Source organism: Muribaculum sp. NM65_B17, from assembly GCF_004793735.1.
GTDB lineage: Bacteria > Bacteroidota > Bacteroidia > Bacteroidales > Muribaculaceae > Muribaculum > Muribaculum gordoncarteri.
On sequence record NZ_SRYY01000003.1, the window covers coordinates 118773 to 136415 of the forward strand.

Genomic DNA, 17643 nt, shown 5'->3' on the forward strand with positions numbered 1-17643 from the left:
ATCATTTAATAACGAAAAAATGATTAAACGACTTTGCACAATCTTATTGTCGGCACTTCTGGTCGCTCCCACCGTGTGGGGGCAGACCGGGGGATGCCCCGACAAGGGATGCGCATCGTTTGCACCGCACAAGGGTCAATGGGAGTTCTCGTTGATGCTCGGCAGCAGCGGCTCGGTCTATGGCGACGACCAGACCGCCCTGCTCCCGATGTACAACTCCAACTACGGTTCGATCGGTCTTCCCAACGGCGGGACGGCCACTTCGGGCAACCTGAGCGGCTACTTGAACCTCACAGGGTTTGACAACAACAGTCTTGTAAACATACTCGGCATTCAGGCCAAATATTTCTTCCATGACAGCTGGGCGGTGAATCTGTCGGCGGGCATGAACATCGGAGTAACTCCGAAGAAGGACTATATCGAGGCCGAATATGAGGATCTGGACAACCTCCGCATCCCCGACCAGAAGTATGTCAACGCGCAGGTCAACAACAACTGGTATATCAACGCCGGAGTTGACCGCTACTTCAAGACGAGCAACGAGCGCATACACCCTTATGTGGGAGTGACGATAGGGATGCAGATGGCCCGCATCCACACCAAGCAGCCCTACACGGGCATCATGGTTGACGATGAGGACCTAAGCGACCTCGGCGAGCAAATCGAGGAGGCCGTCTACCTTGCCCCGGGTCGTGTGGGCCAGATGATAGCGCTTAAGGGCGCGGCTGTAGCCGGTATCGAGTACAGCCTGACACGCGGCATGTTCCTTGCCGTAGAGTGTCAGCCGGTATCCTACCGCTACGACCTTATCCAGATGGCACCGCAGGGCTTTGACAAGTACAATCTGTGTCACCATAACATCAAGCTCATAGACATGCCTATCGTAAAACTCGGATTCCGATTCTGATTTTACAGAGGTACAACAATCCTGAAGAGGGCGGAGCGGCAGCAGCCGTGCCGCCCTCTCTATAATTGACTAATCAATATTGACGATGAAGACAATCAATTTCATAGTGACGCTGCTTCTTGTGGCCGCATTTACGGCCTGCGGCAGCGGAGCATCCAACAAGCCCGAATGCACGGTGTCGATAGTGTCGCCGGGCGAGGAGTATGCCCGGGCGGTGCTCTACGATGTCGACAACCGGGCGCTTGACTCGGTGGTGTTCAGCAACAACGAAGCTGTGATGGTGCGCCGCGACACGTCCGAGATGCCCTATCTGGGCTTTCTGCGCTTCTACAATCCGGCCGACTCTCTCGACTTTATCGAGCTGCCGATGGCGGTTGAGCGCGGCGACGTGAACATCGACCTGAGCCACGGCATCGGCCTGTCGGGCACACCGCTTAACGAGCGTGTTCACGGGTTCCTGATAGCGCGCGCACGGCTTAACTCGCAGTTTGACATCGAAAACGACACGAGCGTGACGGTGGAGGGGCTCCGCAAGGCGTTCTCGCAGTTCTACGTTGAGCAGATCAATGCCAACCGGGGTAATGTGTTGGGCGACTTCCTTCGTGAATCCTACGGAATCCACGTTCTGCCCGCCGACCGCTCGAAGCTGAAGTGACGGGTTGCGGTCGCGTGTTTTGCGGGCGGATATAAAATATAGTAAGCACGCGCTTATAAGCTGCGGTGGCTGTCAGGCATAAAGCAATACGGTGGGGCATTAGCCGGGCAGCCATCGCAGCTCCTCTCCCTTTTTATTGGTCAGCTAACGCAGCCCCGTCGCTACGCGCATGCCAGCCGCCCCCGCGCAGCGCAGGGCGCTCCCTCCACCCGCAAATCCCCGCGTTAGCGCCAAAGCTGCAGAGCAGCTTAATAGGGTTAGGCCCGCGCAAGGACGCTGTTATGCGTCCGCAGCACGGGTAGAAGGCATGGATTTTAAATAGGTAGAGGGCTGCGTAGCTGCCCATAACCTTCACCAACATAAAACCAGTAAATTATTGAAAAGATGGATATATGCGATCGCATAAATGCGATAATACGACATGAAAATATGAATGTGTCATCGTTTGCCCGCCGTATCGGTGTCGGCGACCAAACGGTGAGGGGCGTCGTGGTGATGCGTCGCAACAAGCCTGGATATGATTTTATTCTTAAGGTGGTGAAGGCGTTTGACTGGCTTGATGCCGACTGGCTCATCACGGGCGAGGGCAATATGGTGCGTGACATGCGCCGTCAAGCCGATCAGTCGCCGATAACCGACCAGGTCGATGCCTTGATGACAATCATCCGCGAAAAGGATGAGCGCATCGAGCAGCTTGTCCGCGAAAATACCCTCCTCCGCCGCAATACGTAACTTATCACGCCTTCGTAGCTGCGTAGCTGTCTAATAAAGGGTTATTTGATTGGGTATTTATTGGGCAGCTAACGCAGCTTTTTTTAGATGCCCCTTAGGGGCGATTGGCCTGATGTTCCGACAGTGTCATGACTATTTTACCGAGCTTTTAGAGAAATAGACTTCGCGCAGGGGTTTCTCCACCTTGGCGCCGGTGAGTGTGACTTCATCCTGCAGCCTGATGTCGGTCGACGATGCGCCCACCTTGACCAGGAAGCGGCCGGGAGCGATGTTCCAGCGGCGTGCGCCTTCGTTGCTGTAGTAGCCCATCTGCTCGGGATGCAGCTTCACGGTGACTCTCTTGGTTTCGCCTGGATTGAGCGACACGCGGGCAAATCCCTGCAGCTGAATCGGGCGCAGATTTTGGTCGTCATTGGCAGGTGAAATGTAGAGCTGTGCTATCTCGTCGCCCTTGACCGCGCCGGAGTTCTTGACATCAAACGACACGACAATCGAGTCGGCCGATGTGGCGGCACTCTTGTCAACGGTCAGATTGGAGTAGTCGAATGTAGTGTAGCTCAATCCGTGGCCGAATTCCCATGCCACGCGCTGATCCTTCTCGGTCGAGCGGTTGTAGCATATAGGCTCGTAGACTTCGGTGTTGGGGTAGCTTACCGACAGCTTGGCCGAGGGCGAGATGTTGCCGTAGAGAATGTCGGCGACAGCGTTACCTCCTTCCTCACCGGGATACCAGGCCTGAATCACGGCAGCGCAGCGGTCGGCGATGTCGGAAATCACTTGAGCGCGACCGCCAAACACAACGAGTACCACAGGCTTGCCCGTAGCAAGCAGCTCCTTCACAAATTGCTCCTGCTTGCCGGGGAGCCGCAGACCCTGACGGTCGCGGTTTTCGCCGCAAAGCATCACATTCTCACCCACGGCGGCGATAATCACATCGGCGTTGCGAGCCATGCGCAGTGCCTCGGCCTTGTCGGCCTTCTCGCCCGAGTCGACCTTGCGGTGTAGGATTTCATATTCCCATGCGCGTTCGTCGCCTCCCACGGTGTACTTCGTTTCGATATCTTCGGTCCAGTCACAGCCGCGCGAATAGCTGATGTCGACACCGTCGGGCTTGCGTGACTCCATGCCCTCAAGAAGCTTCACGACATGGGGATGATCGAGGTCGTCGGTCACCTTTTTCCAGAAATAGCTCATGGCCGGGAACGAATAGTCGCCGCACATGGCCCACATTGAGTTGGCGTTGGGGCCGGTGACAAGAATGTTTTTCTTATCCTTCAGCGGGAGGATGCCGTTGTTTTCAAGCAGCACGACCGACTGCGACGCGATGTCGTAGGCTGTCTGTCGCTCCTCGGGTGAGTCGAGCGTTATAGTTTCGGTGCTGTAGAGGTAGGGATCTTTGTCAAACATTCCCGCGAGGAACTTGTAGCGCAGCACATTCTTCACGGCGCGCTCCAGGGTCTCAGGCTTCACGGTGCCGTTGTCGATGGCCTCCTGCAGGTAGGCGTAGTTGGCTCCGTGGGGGAAGTCGACATCGTTTCCGGCGTTGACTGCCGCAGCAGCCTTCTCGGCACGGGATTCAAGACCGGGAATCTGGTCGATAGCCGTGTAGTCGCTCACCACCATGCCGTCAAATCCGAGGTAGTCGCGCAGAATGTCCTGAAGGATCTCGCTGTTGGCTACGCAGTTGGTGCCTTTATAGGCATGGTAACCCGGCATCAGCGCCTTGCTGCCTTCAAGTCGTATCATAGTTTCGTGGGGCAGGAGAATCTCCTCCATCAGCTCCTTCTCATCGGCATCACCGCCTCCGCCGTAGCCGAGGTAGTGCTTGGAGCATGCACCCACGCCCTTTTTGAGGTCGCCCTGCTGCAAACCCCTTACAAAAGCGGTGCCCATTACGGCCGATAGATAGCCGTCCTCGCCGTAGGACTCCTCAAGACGGTTGAAGCTCGGATTGCGACACACGTCGACCATGGGCGACAACGAGAGCAGTCCGCCCATCTTGCGCAATGCCGTAGCCGTCTGGCGGGTCTTAAGCTCGGCGAGCTCGGGATTGAACGAGCATGCCTGTCCTATCTGCTGGGGGTAGATTGTAGCGTCACGTGTGTTTATGCCCGACAGCACTTCTTCGTGAAACAGGGCCGGAATGCCGTTGGGGGTGTTGTTGATGAGCCACTCCTGCATTGCCGCAACGCGGTCGCGAAGCACGTTGGCATCGGTGGGTTTCTGGCTCGCATATTGCGAGAAGTGACCTATGCCGTTGGGAATCATCTCGGCGCACTTGGCGTTGTCGAGCACTCCGTTTTCGTCAAAGAGGTCGTCCATGTAGCAGCTCTTCAATTGAGCTATGCGCTCCTCCTGCGACATGCGGTCATAGAGTTCATTAACTTGGGTGTCGATGTCGGCGACTTTGTTGTTGCAGCTTGTCAGGGCTACTGTCGCACACATTATTGCAGCTATCTTTTTCATGTGATATTAATTGGTTAACCGCTGCGACATTGCAGCATAATGTGGTGTTGCTATTGCAAAATTACAAGATTTTGTGATAAAAACCATGCCGTGGGGCAACAAAAAAGCGACCGTGATGGTCGCTCTCTCTTATGCGGTGCGTACGGGACTCGAACCCGTGACCCCATGCGTGACAGGCATGTATTCTAACCAACTGAACTAACGCACCGTTTATGTGGGGGCAAAGTTAAGCGATTTATATCGATTATGCAATAGCCGCGGACTATATTTTAGGATTTTTGACGATTTTTATTGTCGAACCGGTTCTTATTGAAGCATGGCCGCTACGCGTTTCAGTGCCGCAATGAATGCATCGGCCTCCTCGCGGGTGTTGTAGAGGGCAAACGAGGCTCTCACCGTGCCCTCGATGCCGAGCGCGTGCATGAGCGGCTGAGCGCAATGATGACCGGTGCGCACGGCTATCCCTAACTTGTCGAGCAGCAGGCCGGTGTCGTAGTGATGGGCATCGCCGATAAGAAACGATATAACCGCACTCTTGCCGGGTGCCGTGCCGAATATGCGCATTCCCGGAATGTCGGCCATGCGCTCGGTGGTGTATTGGAGCAGGTCATGCTCATGGGCGGCGATAGCGTCGATGCCTATACCCTGCATGTAGTCGATGGCGGTGTGCAGTGCTGCTATTCCCACGAAGTCGGGAGTTCCGGCCTCGAACTTGAACGGGAGTTCGGCAAATGTCGTGTGCTCGAATGTCACGTTGGCTATCATCTCGCCTCCGCCCTGATAGGGAGGCATCATCTCAAGCAGGCTGCGCTTGCCGTAGAGCACACCCACGCCTGTGGGGCCGTACATCTTGTGGGACGAGAATGCATAGAAGTCGCAGTCGAGGTCACGCACATCGACTGCCATGTGGGCCACGGCCTGCGCTCCGTCGACGAGCACCGGCACGTCGTGACGATGGGCTTCGGCAATCATCTCCTTCACGGGATTGACGGTGCCGAGCACGTTGCTCACGTGGGTCACGGCCACCATGCGGGTGTGGCTGTTGAAGAGCGAGCGGTAGGCTTCGAGGTCGAGCACGCCGCGCTCGTCCATGGGCACAACGCGCAGTGTCACGCGCTTGTTGCGCGACAGCAATTGCCAGGGCACTATGTTGGCGTGATGTTCCATGACGGTGACAATCACCTCGTCGCCGTCGACAAACGAATCACCCATCGACGAAGCCACAAGGTTGATGGCCTCGGTGGTGCCTCGCGTGAAGATGATCTCCGATGTCGACTCGGCGTTGAGCATTTGGCGAACACGCTCGCGAGTGGCCTCCTGCATGGCGGTCATCTCCTGCGACATCGTGTGCACTCCTCGATGCACATTGGCCTTGGTGTGGAAATAGATGTCGCGTATGGTGTCGACCACACACGAGGGAGTCTGCGATGTGGCGGTGTTGTCGAGATATATCAGCGGCTTGCCGTAAATGGTGCGGTCGAGCACCGGGAAGTCACGGCGCAGAGCGGCTACATCAAGCTGGTTCATGAGCTGAGGGTTTTGCATTGTTGGATTCGTGACATGACGCCGCACAACTGCCGCAGAACGACCGTTGTCCGTGGAAACGCTTGTCGACGAGGTGACGCAGGCGGTCGCGAAGTCCGTCCATGCGCACGGTGTCGATGACATCGGCCATGAACGCCTGCATGAGCATGGTGCGGGCCTCCTTTTCCGAGATGCCGCGCGAGCGCATGTAGAACAGTGCTTCGGCGTCGAGCTGTCCGGTGGTCGCGCCGTGGCTGCACTTCACGTCGTCGCAGTAGATGAGCAGCTGCGGCTTGGTGTGCATGCGCGCCGAGGTCGAAGCCAGCAGGTTCTTGTTGCTCTGATAGGCTTCGATGAATCTTGCCGAGGGATTTACCGTTATTCCGCCCTCGAATGCTCCGGTCGACTCCTCGTCGAGGACATACTTGAACAGCTGACGGCTGTGACAGCGCTCGGCCAAGTGGTTGACGCTTGAATTGTTGTCGGTGTGCTGGTGTCCGGTGCCAATGGCCATTCCGGCGAGCAGGGTTTCGCTGTGTTCGCCCGTGACATCGATGTTGTAGTCGTTGCGCGTCACGCCGCCTATGAGCGTTATGCCGTTGACAAGCAGCGACGATCCGGCTTCCTGACGGGCGAAGAGCTGTGAGTAGCGTGCGGTTTTGGCCGATGACTCCTCCATGTCGTAGAGGTCGAATCGCGCTCCGCGTCCCATAACCACCTCGATTATCTGCGACGATAGGTAGTTGTTGTCGCAATCCTGGGTGTGGTCACACACGAGCAGCTGAGCCTCGCTGTCGTCGTCCATGACGATTAACACGCGGCGCACGGCCATGAGCGATGCGGGGGAGCTGAATATGTTTACGAGCTGAAGCGGCTTGGCAAGCTTCACGCCGCGCGGCACGTAGATGAACACGCCGTCCTGCACGAGCAGGGTGTTGAGCGCAACTCCGGGGCGGTCGAGCGGAGCGAGTGTGCCGTAGTGGCTTGCCACAAGCTCGGGATGCTCGACGGCGGCTTTGCGCAGCGAGTCGAATATCACCCCTTCGGGCAGCTTCGACGCGAGGGCCGACGACGGGTGAAACGAGTCATTCAGTACAAAGGCTATCGCGGTGCTCATGTTTGGGACATCGCAGCGGAACGACGATGCCACATCGACGGGGATGTTGACACGGTTGATATTGAGCCCGAAGTCGGGGGCAAACATCTCGTCGATGGAGGTCTTCTCAAAGCCCTCGTCGCGACGGTCGGGCAGCTCGCGGTCGTCGAGAGCCTCAAGCGCGGCCTGTCGGCGACTGTTCAGCACCTCGGCCGAGTTGCGGTCGATCGCTTCGCGGTTCTGCCTGAAAATATCGGTGTATTGTTTAATGCTGCCCATGGTTTAATCTTGAATGTTTTCGCCTTGCTTAATCCAGTCGTAGCCCTTCTCTTCAAGCTCGAGCGCAAGTTCGGGACCTCCGGTGCGCACGATGCGGCCCTTGTATAGCACGTGTACGAAGTCGGGCTTTATGTAGTTGAGCAGTCGCTGGTAGTGGGTGATGACGATAGTTGCGTTACGGTCGGTCTTCAGCTTGTTGACGCCGCCGGCCACGATGCGCAGTGCGTCGATGTCAAGACCCGAGTCGGTTTCGTCGAGAATCGACAGGCGCGGCTCGAGCACGGCCATCTGGAATATCTCGTTACGCTTCTTCTCGCCTCCCGAGAATCCTTCGTTGACCGAGCGTGACGCAAGCTTGTTGTCGAGCTCCACGATTGCGCGTTTCTGGCGCATGAGTTTCAGGAAGTCGCTTGCCGACAGCGGGGCCTCGTTGAAGTATTTGCGCTTCTCGTTTACGGCCGCACGCATGAAGTTGACCATCGACACTCCCGGAATCTCCACCGGGTATTGGAACGACAGGAAGAGTCCTTCGTGGCTGCGGTCCTCGGGCGACAGCTCGAGAAGTTCCTTGCCGTGTAAGTCGACGGTGCCTTCGGTCACCGAGTATCCGGGTGCTCCGGCGAGAACCATCGATAGTGTTGACTTTCCTGAGCCGTTGGGGCCCATTATCGCGTGAACTTCGCCTTCACGCACGGTGAGATTTATTCCTTTGAGAATTTCCTTGCCGTCGATCGAGGCGTGCAAGTCGTGGATGTCGAGTAATATTTTGTTGTCCATAGGTGGATGTGTTTTTAGCGTTATTGTTAGTGTTAGCCTACCGAGCCTTCAAGGGTGATTTGTAGAAGTTTCTGAGCCTCGACGGCAAATTCCATCGGGAGCTTGTTCATCACTTCCTTGGCATATCCGTTGACGATAAGTCCTATTGCCTCCTCGGTGGGAATGCCTCGCTGGTTGCAGTAGAATATCTGGTCTTCGCTGATTTTTGATGTCGTAGCCTCATGCTCCACTACGGCGGTGTCGTTGAGCACATCTATGTAGGGGAATGTGTGGGCTCCGCAGTGTGAACTGAGCAGAAGACTGTCGCACTGCGTGTAGTTGCGGCAGCCGTCGGCTTTGGGCGCTACCTTTACCAGTCCGCGATAGGAGTTCTGGCTGTGGCCTGCCGAGATACCCTTGCTGACGATTGTCGAGCGGGTGTTGCGTCCGAGGTGAATCATCTTTGTGCCTGTGTCGGCCTGCTGATAGTTGTTGGTCACGGCAACCGAGTAGAACTCGCCCACCGAGCCTTCGCCGGCGAGCACGCATCCGGGATATTTCCATGTTATGGCCGAACCGGTTTCAACCTGGGTCCACGACAGCTTGGAGTAGTCGCCGCGGCATAGTCCGCGCTTGGTTACGAAGTTGTATACACCTCCGTTGCCCTGCTTGTCGCCGGCATACCAGTTCTGTACGGTCGAGTATTTGACCTCGGCGCGGTCTTCGACTATTATCTCCACGATTGCAGCGTGAAGCTGATTCTCGTCACGCATCGGCGCGGTGCATCCTTCAAGATAACTTACGTAGGCATCGTCGTCGGCCACAATCAATGTGCGCTCAAATTGTCCGGTGCCCGAAGCGTTGATGCGGAAATAGGTCGACAGTTCCATGGGGCAGCGCACGCCCTTGGGGATGTAGACGAATGAACCGTCGGAGAATACCGCCGAATTAAGTGCGGCAAAGAAGTTGTCGCGGTAGCTTACCACTGTGCCGAGGTAGCGTTTCACAAGGTCGGGATAGTCCTTCACCGCTTCCGAGAATGAGCAGAATATCACTCCCATCTCGGCGAGCTTCTCACGGTGGGTGGTCTTAACCGACACCGAGTCCATCACCGCGTCTACGGCCATTCCCGACAAGGCCTTCTGTTCCTCAAGGGGTATGCCGAGCTTGTTGAACGTTTCAAGCAGCTCGGGATCCACTTCGTCAAGGCTCTTGGGCCCCTCTTTCTTTTTGGGCGCGGCGTAATAGCTTATGGCCTGATAGTCGATTTCGGGAATGTCGAGATGAGCCCATGTGGGCATCTTCAGCGTCAGCCAGTGACGGTAGGCTTTTAGTCGGAATTCAAGCAACCACTCGGGTTCGCCTTTCTTTTTCGATATAAGACGGATCACATCCTCGTTGAGTCCGCGAGGAATCACATCGGTGTCGATGTCGCTTACAAATCCATACTTGTATTCGCCGTTGGTGACATCGCCTATTATGTCATCGTGGCCGGCAGCAGTATTGTTTTGGTTATCTTTAGTCATTTCGTTGCAAAAGTGGATATAGAGATTTAACAATCACATGGATGGATTGTTGCAGCGTTAACTTACATTGTCAATGGTGGCCGATACCTGTCCGGCAAGTGCGCTGAGCATCTTCGGCGCGAAATTCATCAGTGCCGGAAAGAGTTCTCCGTCCATCAGCGTGGACGAGTGGAATATCGGGCTGTCGGGAGTTATGATGTGCCACAGGTTAAGCACTATGCTCATTATGAGTAGCCATTTGAATACCGAGAATATGCCTCCGAGCAGGTGGTCGAGCCAACCTATCATTATCGCGTGGGTGAGCTTGTGGGCCATCGAGGCTATAAGCGCCACGGTGAAGTAGACAAGGAGGAAAAGCACGATATTGCCCACGATGGAGGCCGCTTGCTGGGAGTGGAATGTTCCGGGTAAAATCCCGGTCATTACCTCGGCCATGTTGTCGCCGAATATGCGGCAGGCGATAAGTCCCAAAACGAACCCGCCCAGGGATGCCAACTGGTTGATAATGCCTTTGATAAGACCGTAAACCAATGCAGCTCCCGCTACTATTAGTATTGTTATGTCGATAGCACTCACTTCACTCTATGATTTAGGCAGCAAAATTACTAATAATTAGCGAGAATGCGAAATAAGATGCTCCCACAAATACACAGCGCCTCCCCCACCGTGGTCAGAGGATGACGGCGATTTCTTTGAAGGCGTGGATGCGGAGGCGGCCGGAGGTGTCGCGGAGGTGGATGTGACCTATGGGGGCTACATCTTCGATTATGGCCGAGAATATCTCGCCGGTGGCGGTGTCGCGATAGGTGCGGCCCTCTTTGCCCCACAGCGACTCGATATAGGCCCGGTGTAGCGATGCCGGATCGGCGATTCCCTCGTCAAGTCGTGAGAGAATTGAGTCGATTACAAGGTTGAGCACCTCGTCGAGATTATATTCGATACCGGTGATGTTCCGCAACGACACAGGATTAGGAGCGTCACTGTGAAACTCCTCCTGATTTACGTTGATGCCTATTCCGGCGATGCTTCGACCGATGCGGTCGCCGGTTATGCTGTTTTCAATTAATATCCCGCATATCTTGCGATTGTCGACATATATGTCGTTGGACCACTTTATCTTCACGCGGTCGGCCGGGAGAAAATGACGTAACGCGTCGGCGATGCCGAGCGCTACTGCTTCCGATATGGTGAACTGGCTGTGGGCCGCAATCGATTCAGGTCGCAGCAGCATGGAGAATGTAAGGTTGGCTCCGGGTTGCGACTCCCAGCTGTTGCCTCGTTGCCCTCGTCCCGCCGTCTGCTCACGTGTAGTCACTACTGTGGCATGAGGAATGTCACGCCCTTCGACAGCGAGCCATGAATTGGTCGATGTCACTGAATCGAGATGCAGGATGTTGTGTTTCATTTTACAGGTAGTGTCATGTAGAGATATGTCGCCATAGTCAATATCGCCAAGCCAAGTACGATGTAGAATATCCTGGCCCATTTACGCGACATGCGTCCGGTGAGCATTCGTGAGTTGACGCTGGTGAAAAACCAATCCCAGCCGGCCATTCCGGCCAGGATTGAAAATAGTCCACACAGCGTGAATATGCCTATCAGCACCAATGTGCCTGTTACGAGCGACATGATGCTACTGTTCGGGTGATGTTACGGTGAGTTCGCGGCTTCCGTCGGGAAGTTCGCGGATGTCTACACGCACAGTGTCGTCGGGTAGTATGTCGGCGATGCGTTCGGGCCACTCGATGAAGCACAATGCACCCGAGTCGAGATAATCCTCAACGCCTATGTCAAATGCCTCCTCAAGGTTTTCAAGACGGTAGAGGTCGAAGTGATATATCAGCTCGGCTGTGGTGTCGGAGCGGTATTCGTTGATTATTGCAAACGAAGGGCTGCTCGTGGGGTCGTCCTCGACACCGAGTGCGCGCGACAGGGCGTTGATAAATGTCGTTTTACCGGCTCCCATCTCTCCGTAGAATGCAAATACGGTGGCATCGTCCATCAGTTCGACGAATTCGTGAGCCGCCTTGTCGAGGTCGGCAATCGAAGGAATCAATATTTTCGTAGTCATGGGTGTTGTTATTATTTTTTGTCGTTTGATTTCGGGGTAAGTATCACAATCGGCACGAGCATCTCCTCAAGCGATATGCCTCCGTGCTGGAATGTGTTGTCGTAGTACTGCACGTAGTGGTTGTAGTTGTTGGGGTAAGCAAAGAAGTCGCGTCCCGAAGCGAATATATAGGTCGATGAAACGTTGGGCGACGGAAGTCCGTAACGCTCGGGATGTTTTATCTCATATACCTGACGCGGATTGTAGTCGAGATTCTTTCCCACTTTGTAACGCAGGTTGGTGTTGGTGTTTCGGTCACCCACCACTTTGACCGCATTGTTCACCTTTATTGATCCGTGGTCGGTTGTGATGACTATGCGGTGTCCTCGGGCACCGGCCTTGCGCAGCAGGTCGAGTACAGGAGAGTGACGCAGCCACGACTCGGTCAGCGACCGGTAGGCGGCATCGCTTGACGCAAGTTCGCGCATCATCCGTGAGTCGGTGCGTGCGTGCGACATTATGTCGATGAAGTTGCACACTACTACATTCAGTCGGTTGGCCTCGAGATTGGCGAAATCCTTTACAAGCCGTTCGGCTGCAACCGAGTCGTTGATTTTGTGATAAGAAAATCGCACATCGCGGCGAAATCGCTGAAGCTGCGTGGCTATGAGCGACGCTTCATTAATGTTTTTGCTCTCGTCGGCATCCTCGTCCATCCACAGGTCGGGAAACAGTGACGCTATGTCGCGAGGCATCAGTCCCGAGAAAAGTGCGTTACGTGCATATTGCGTTGCCGTGGGCAGGATTGAGGTGTAGAGCGACTCTTCAAACGAGAACATGTCGCCCAACAGCGGCTTTATCGCACGCCATTGGTCGAGGCGCAGATTGTCTATGACGAGCATCATCACCTTCTCGCCTGAATCGAGATGCGGAAGTATGTGATGCTTGAAAACATCGTTGCTCATCAACGGACGCTCTTTTCCTTCCATCCATGAGCCGTAGTTCTTGTGCAGAAACTTGCTGAAGGCGGCATTGGCCTCATCCTTCTGCATCAGCAGCAGGGAGTTCATGTCGGTGTCGGCCGACGACAGTTCCATCTCCCAGTACACTATGCGGTCGTAGAGGGCATACCAGTCATTGATCGAACGGCACTCATTGATCATGAGCGACAGCCGTCCAAACTCCTTGCGGTAGTCGCTCGTGGCCTGACGGCTTACAAGCTCGTCGGAGTGCAGTGCTTTTTTCAGCGACAGCAGTATCTGGTTGGGGTTTACCGGCTTTATCAGGTAATCGGCTATCTTGCTTCCTATGGCCTGATTCATGATGTTCTCCTCCTCGCTCTTGGTAATCATGATGACGGGGGTGAGCGGCGATGTCTGCTTTATCATGGCGAGCGTTTCAAGTCCCGACAATCCGGGCATGTGCTCGTCGAGTATTACCAGATCGTAACCGCCTTCGGCAATGAGGTCGAGAGCGTCGCGACCGTTGTTGGCGGTCGTGACATCATATCCTTTTCCGTTAAGGAAGAGGATATGGGGCTTCAGCAAGTCTATTTCATCGTCGGCCCATAGTATCTTGTAGCGATTATTGCTCATTGTCGTTTTCATCATTGTCAGGCACGGGGACGGTTACCGGTTCGTCGGCTGCACGCTCGTTGACATATTTGAAGTAGTCGTCAATCGACCGTCCGTCACGCAGCAAAGCGTTGAAGTCGTCGACACTGATCATGACCGGCGTCACTTTGGGAGGCATTGTGAACGAGGTGTCGTCGTCAAGTACTTTGCGATAGTGTGCAAGTTCGTCAAAGTTAGCAAATCCTTTTACAATCAGCAACCCGATGTTGCCGAAATTTAGACATTCAAGGTCAAAATCCTTTATGACAAACGAGCTGAAGTTGTGTCGTGCCACATTGTAAAGCAGTTGGTTGGCTTCGACTTCATCGACAGGGTATGCGAGGATAAACAGTTGCGGAGTGTCGGGATTAAGCTCAAATTCAGCGGGAGTGTCGGCCGACCCGGCGATTGAGTCGGCGGTGAGTGCCTGTCGCCACACAATGCCGCGTGGATTCTCCGCTCCGCTGAGTATGTGACGGCCCTGATTGAGCCCGGCAAGATAGGCCGAGGCTACAGGCGTTACATCGGCATCGGGGTAGCGGTCGACAATCTCTTTCAACGTGTTCTTGAATCGGTCGGCGTCATTTTCCGTGACATAGCTTAACGCGTCGATAAACATGAATTTGGGCATCAGGTTGCTTAGCGGGTAGTCACGTTTCATCGTGCGCAATGCTTCATGCACTTCCTCATTTCGGTTCCCGATATAGGCCGAGTAGGCCTTGCCGTAAAGTTCCTCTTCGCGACGGGCCATGTCACGCATCCGTTCAAGTCCATCGGGATTACGTAACGCTGTGGCATAACGTGACTCGGGGAAGCGGTCGAGCAACAGTGAGCGATAACGCTCGGCTTGCGTCATGTCGCCGTTTCGGCGATACATCATGTACATATTATAATATGCATCGATGCAGTAGGGGTTGTCGGGGTAGCGTGACAACAGGCGTTCCCAGTAACGGGCGGCCGAAGAGTAGTCATGCAGATCGTCCTTCAGAATCAGAGCGGCGTTGTAGAGCCCGTCCTGAATTATGTCGTTGGCCCTGCGCCGGGCTTCGGCTGTCAGCGGCAACTGCTTCATGTAGTACTCCACATCGTAGGGATTTTCCGATGTCACGTTTCGCTCGTCATCGCTTTGCGTTACATCGTCATCGTTGTAGTCGGTTTCGTCGGTTGAGGTTACGCCTAATGTCGACGAACTCTTGTCGCGTCGTCGCCAGTCATCCTCAAGCCGGCGAGCTCCCCAACGGCGTTGAAATTCGGTGCGTCCCGCGTTACGTACTGCGTTATTGTAGAAGTACCACGAGTCATCGTTGTTAAGTGAGAATGATGTCGGTGCAGCCGCTCCGTCGGTTGACGATGCGGTGGCGTCACCATTTTGCCGATCGGCGAAATATTCCTCTCGTCGAGCCTTTTCGGCCTGCTCCTTGTCACGCTTTTTGAGTTGTGATATATATGCCTTGATTATTGCCGTGCGCTCCTCCTCGGGTTTGTCGGCGAGATTGAGTGTGGAGTCGTTGTGATTTATGTTGTTGATGTAGACGGCAAGTCGGTCAAGGATGTCGCTTAACCGGCTTATTGAGTCATATCCCGGATATGCAGTGGGTAGCAGGGCCACCGCTTCGGCGTAGCATGGTTGAGCCTTGACATACTCCTTGCGCTTGAAATATATGTCACCGAGCGACAGCAGGGTGAAGCCTTTGTCGGTATTCCCTTCGGGTTGTGATTCCAGCGAAAGCCTGTAGTTGGTTACGGCCTGCGCTGTGTCGCCGCGCGACTTGTAGAGATTGCCGATGGCGTAATATAGAAGGCCCCGATAGTCGCTGTTGCTGTCAAAGCGTGTCATGTGCTTCATTGCCTTGACTTCGCGCGTTATGTCATTGGAGGTATACACCTCGCTTTGTCGCACACGGGCGTTGATGCGCGCTCGGTTGGTTGTTGCCGATGAGGTCGATTTCCCGAAAGCGTTATATGCGGCCGATATGTCCCCGGCTCGTGAATATAGTTGTCCGAGCAGATAGTACAGGCGGTGTTTCTGCCATCGCGATGCCTTGGTGACAGCCTTCTCGATATAAGGAATGGCCTTCTCCGGATTTCCTGATGCGAGGAAGCGAGTCGCGCAGGCTATGTCATATAACTCTTCAAGTTGCTGTGACTTGAGGTCGTCGGTCGTTATGCCTTGCAGCAGGCTTTCGGCCTCAAACTCCCAGCCAAGCACACTGTAGCAGCGGGCTTGCCACAGCTTGGCCTCGGTCACTGTTTCGGGCAGCCATGAAAAGTGACGCGCAATGTAACGGAATGTAGCGGCCGCTCCTGTGAAGTCGCCCGATGCATATTGGCTGCGTCCGAGCATCATCCACGCATTGTGAAGAAAAGGATTGTACTCCTCGCGTTTCAGCCACTCGCGGTAGGCCGGATCGTTTGAGCGTCCCGGTTTTCGCGCCGGGCGCCGCTTTATCGAGCGTAGCTCTATTGCTTTCTGTGCTTTTTCGATTGAACGGGTGAAGTCGCCCGACGGTTGGGGTGACATGGGGTCGCGCCGTGCATCGGCCGGATGCAGGGGCAGCAGGCGTGAATAGTCGTCGGCATAGTCACGCTCCATTGCCTCCAGTGTCGACTTGTAGTGCTCGTCGCCGTTGTAATATATGTTATAGCGCGTTATGAATGCCTGATAGTTGCGGTTTGCCGCAGTGTTTTTGCGGGTTGAGCATCCCGATAACAGCATTGCTGCTGTCACGGCTATGACGAGTATGTAAAGGCGGCTGCAGGTCATCGGCTGGAGAGAGGTCAGCGTATGGGGCGTTTAAGCGAAATGTCTTTGCCGATTCGTGCCACAAAATAGAGCGCAACCTGCAGGAGCACGATGATTGCCGAGCAAGGGACATCGATGATCGTAGCCACCAACAGTCCTCCGAGGCTGCTGACGATGGAGATTATTATAGCCGCGAGCATTATGTTTATGAAGCGGCGTGACCACGTTTCGGCAATAAGCACCGGCACCGTCACCATCGAGAGCAACAGCATGATGCCTACAAGCCTTATCGTGAGGACTATGCACACGGCCACAAGCACCGTCATGGCGTAGTTGATGAAGCGCACCGGCAGGCCCGACACCTGGGCGAAGTCGCTGTCGAAAGCACAAGCGATTATGGTGCGACGGAAGAGTGCGAAGAATATTACGAGCACCACCGTGTAGGCCGCGAAAGCCCACAGGTCGGATGTGCCTATCGTGAGGATGTTGCCAAACAGGAATCCGTTAAGTTCGGGGACATATCCCGGAGTAAGAAAAACAAACAGGATACCCAATGCCATGCCGAGCGACCATATAACGGCAATGGCCGAGTCCTCGCGTATTCTGTAGCGTGACGCAATCCACTCGACACCCATCGACGATGTGACTGCAAATACCGCCGCCATAAACACGGGGCTTATGCCGAGGTAATATCCCAGTCCGAGTCCGCCGAAGCAGGCGTGGGTTATGCCGCCGGTTATCGACACCATGCGTCGCGTGATGATGTAGGTGCCTATCATGGCGGCTGCGACCGAGATGATGAGTATGCCTATGACTGCGTTTCTGAAGAATGCGTATTGTAGATAGTCCATGACGGTAATCGGGGGATTAGTTGGGATTCACGGCATCGTGACGGGCTTCGGCCACTATCATGAGCAGCTCCTCGCGCACGGCGGGAGGCAGTTCGATGCCTCGCAGCTGGATGCTTCGTCCCCAGCCGGCTATGTCCTGAGGAAGCAGTGTGAGCAGCACATCGCGAAATTGCTCGATTTCATCGTCGGTGTAGGACTCCGGGTTGCGCCCCTTGAAAGCGTCGAGCTCCTCGTCGTCGTAGTATTCGATCGTTTCGCTCACCGATGCAAGGAGCGAATCACGCTCGCAGGTGATGTGCATTCCGCAGCACTCCTCTTGATCCTGAGGCTGAGGCTCCGGCTCTTCGTCCTGCTGCGAAGGCTTGCGGCGTGCATATCGGTCATGCATGTACAGGGCTATTCCCACAACGGCCAGCGCACCTATTATTATGAGGCTTACTTCCAT

Annotated in this window: 16 protein-coding genes and 1 tRNA gene; 3 read left to right on the forward strand and 14 right to left on the reverse strand. The window is 55.0% G+C overall.

From position 1 onward, the window contains the following. The first annotated feature begins 19 nt into the window (after nucleotides 1–19). The 3 genes from E5354_RS05105 to E5354_RS05115 all read left to right on the forward strand — a co-directional run bounded on the left by E5354_RS05105 (nucleotide 20) and on the right by E5354_RS05115 (nucleotide 2294). Entirely contained in the window at nucleotides 20–907 is an 888-nt protein-coding gene (locus E5354_RS05105; RefSeq protein ID WP_135946653.1) for a BT1926 family outer membrane beta-barrel protein, read from the forward strand. An 85-nt stretch (nucleotides 908–992) separates the two neighbouring features. Next, nucleotides 993–1562, forward strand: a complete 570-nt coding sequence (locus tag E5354_RS05110; RefSeq protein ID WP_135946654.1) for a hypothetical protein — start codon at nucleotides 993–995, stop codon at nucleotides 1560–1562. 384 nt (nucleotides 1563–1946) lie between these two features. Beyond that, nucleotides 1947–2294, forward strand: coding sequence for a glycerate kinase (locus tag E5354_RS05115; protein ID WP_135946655.1), 348 nt, complete (start codon nucleotides 1947–1949; stop codon nucleotides 2292–2294). 132 nt (nucleotides 2295–2426) lie between these two features. On the opposite strand, the gene E5354_RS05120 is transcribed toward E5354_RS05115, so the two are convergent. The 14 genes from E5354_RS05120 to E5354_RS05185 form a co-directional block, all read right to left on the reverse strand. Further along, entirely contained in the window at nucleotides 2427–4760 is a 2334-nt protein-coding gene (locus E5354_RS05120; RefSeq protein ID WP_135946656.1) for a glycoside hydrolase family 3 C-terminal domain-containing protein, read from the reverse strand. Nucleotides 4761–4894: 134 nt separating this feature from the next. Continuing rightward, a tRNA-Asp gene (locus E5354_RS05125) sits at nucleotides 4895–4968 on the reverse strand. A gap of 98 nt (nucleotides 4969–5066) precedes the next feature. Then, nucleotides 5067–6287, reverse strand: coding sequence for an aminotransferase class V-fold PLP-dependent enzyme (locus E5354_RS05130; RefSeq protein WP_135946850.1), 1221 nt, complete (start codon nucleotides 6285–6287; stop codon nucleotides 5067–5069). Beyond that, nucleotides 6274–7659 carry a Fe-S cluster assembly protein SufD gene (sufD, locus tag E5354_RS05135; RefSeq protein WP_123395506.1) on the reverse strand — a complete coding sequence of 462 codons (1386 nt, stop codon included), beginning with the start codon at nucleotides 7657–7659 and terminating at the stop codon, nucleotides 6274–6276. Before sufD ends, E5354_RS05130 begins: the two co-directional genes overlap by 14 nt. Before the next feature lie 3 nt (nucleotides 7660–7662). Further along, nucleotides 7663–8436, reverse strand: a complete 774-nt coding sequence (gene sufC / locus E5354_RS05140; RefSeq protein WP_135946657.1) for a Fe-S cluster assembly ATPase SufC — start codon at nucleotides 8434–8436, stop codon at nucleotides 7663–7665. 32 nt (nucleotides 8437–8468) lie between these two features. After that, a complete protein-coding gene (sufB, locus tag E5354_RS05145) occupies nucleotides 8469–9941 on the reverse strand; it encodes a Fe-S cluster assembly protein SufB (protein ID WP_123395508.1) in 1473 nt (490 codons plus the stop codon). A gap of 57 nt (nucleotides 9942–9998) precedes the next feature. After that, on the reverse strand, nucleotides 9999–10517 hold the full coding sequence (locus E5354_RS05150; RefSeq protein WP_135946658.1) for a CvpA family protein: 519 nt from the start codon (nucleotides 10515–10517) through the stop codon (nucleotides 9999–10001). A gap of 94 nt (nucleotides 10518–10611) precedes the next feature. Then, nucleotides 10612–11346, reverse strand: coding sequence for a biotin--[acetyl-CoA-carboxylase] ligase (locus E5354_RS05155; RefSeq protein WP_135946659.1), 735 nt, complete (start codon nucleotides 11344–11346; stop codon nucleotides 10612–10614). Beyond that, a complete protein-coding gene (locus E5354_RS05160) occupies nucleotides 11343–11570 on the reverse strand; it encodes an immunity 17 family protein (protein ID WP_135946660.1) in 228 nt (75 codons plus the stop codon). The genes E5354_RS05155 and E5354_RS05160 overlap by 4 nt, the downstream gene beginning before the upstream one ends. Nucleotides 11571–11574: 4 nt before the next feature. Further along, complete coding sequence (tsaE, locus tag E5354_RS05165) at nucleotides 11575–12012, reverse strand: tRNA (adenosine(37)-N6)-threonylcarbamoyltransferase complex ATPase subunit type 1 TsaE (RefSeq protein WP_123395513.1); 438 nt, start codon at nucleotides 12010–12012, stop codon at nucleotides 11575–11577. A gap of 11 nt (nucleotides 12013–12023) precedes the next feature. Beyond that, nucleotides 12024–13586, reverse strand: coding sequence for a PglZ domain-containing protein (locus E5354_RS05170; protein WP_123395514.1), 1563 nt, complete (start codon nucleotides 13584–13586; stop codon nucleotides 12024–12026). Then, nucleotides 13576–16368 carry a tetratricopeptide repeat protein gene (locus E5354_RS05175; RefSeq protein WP_135946661.1) on the reverse strand — a complete coding sequence of 931 codons (2793 nt, stop codon included), beginning with the start codon at nucleotides 16366–16368 and terminating at the stop codon, nucleotides 13576–13578. Before E5354_RS05175 ends, E5354_RS05170 begins: the two co-directional genes overlap by 11 nt. Nucleotides 16369–16382: 14 nt before the next feature. Further along, entirely contained in the window at nucleotides 16383–17198 is an 816-nt protein-coding gene (locus E5354_RS05180; protein WP_123395516.1) for a metal ABC transporter permease, read from the reverse strand. 16 nt (nucleotides 17199–17214) lie between these two features. After that, on the reverse strand, nucleotides 17215–17643 hold the full coding sequence (locus E5354_RS05185; protein ID WP_135946662.1) for a phospholipase: 429 nt from the start codon (nucleotides 17641–17643) through the stop codon (nucleotides 17215–17217).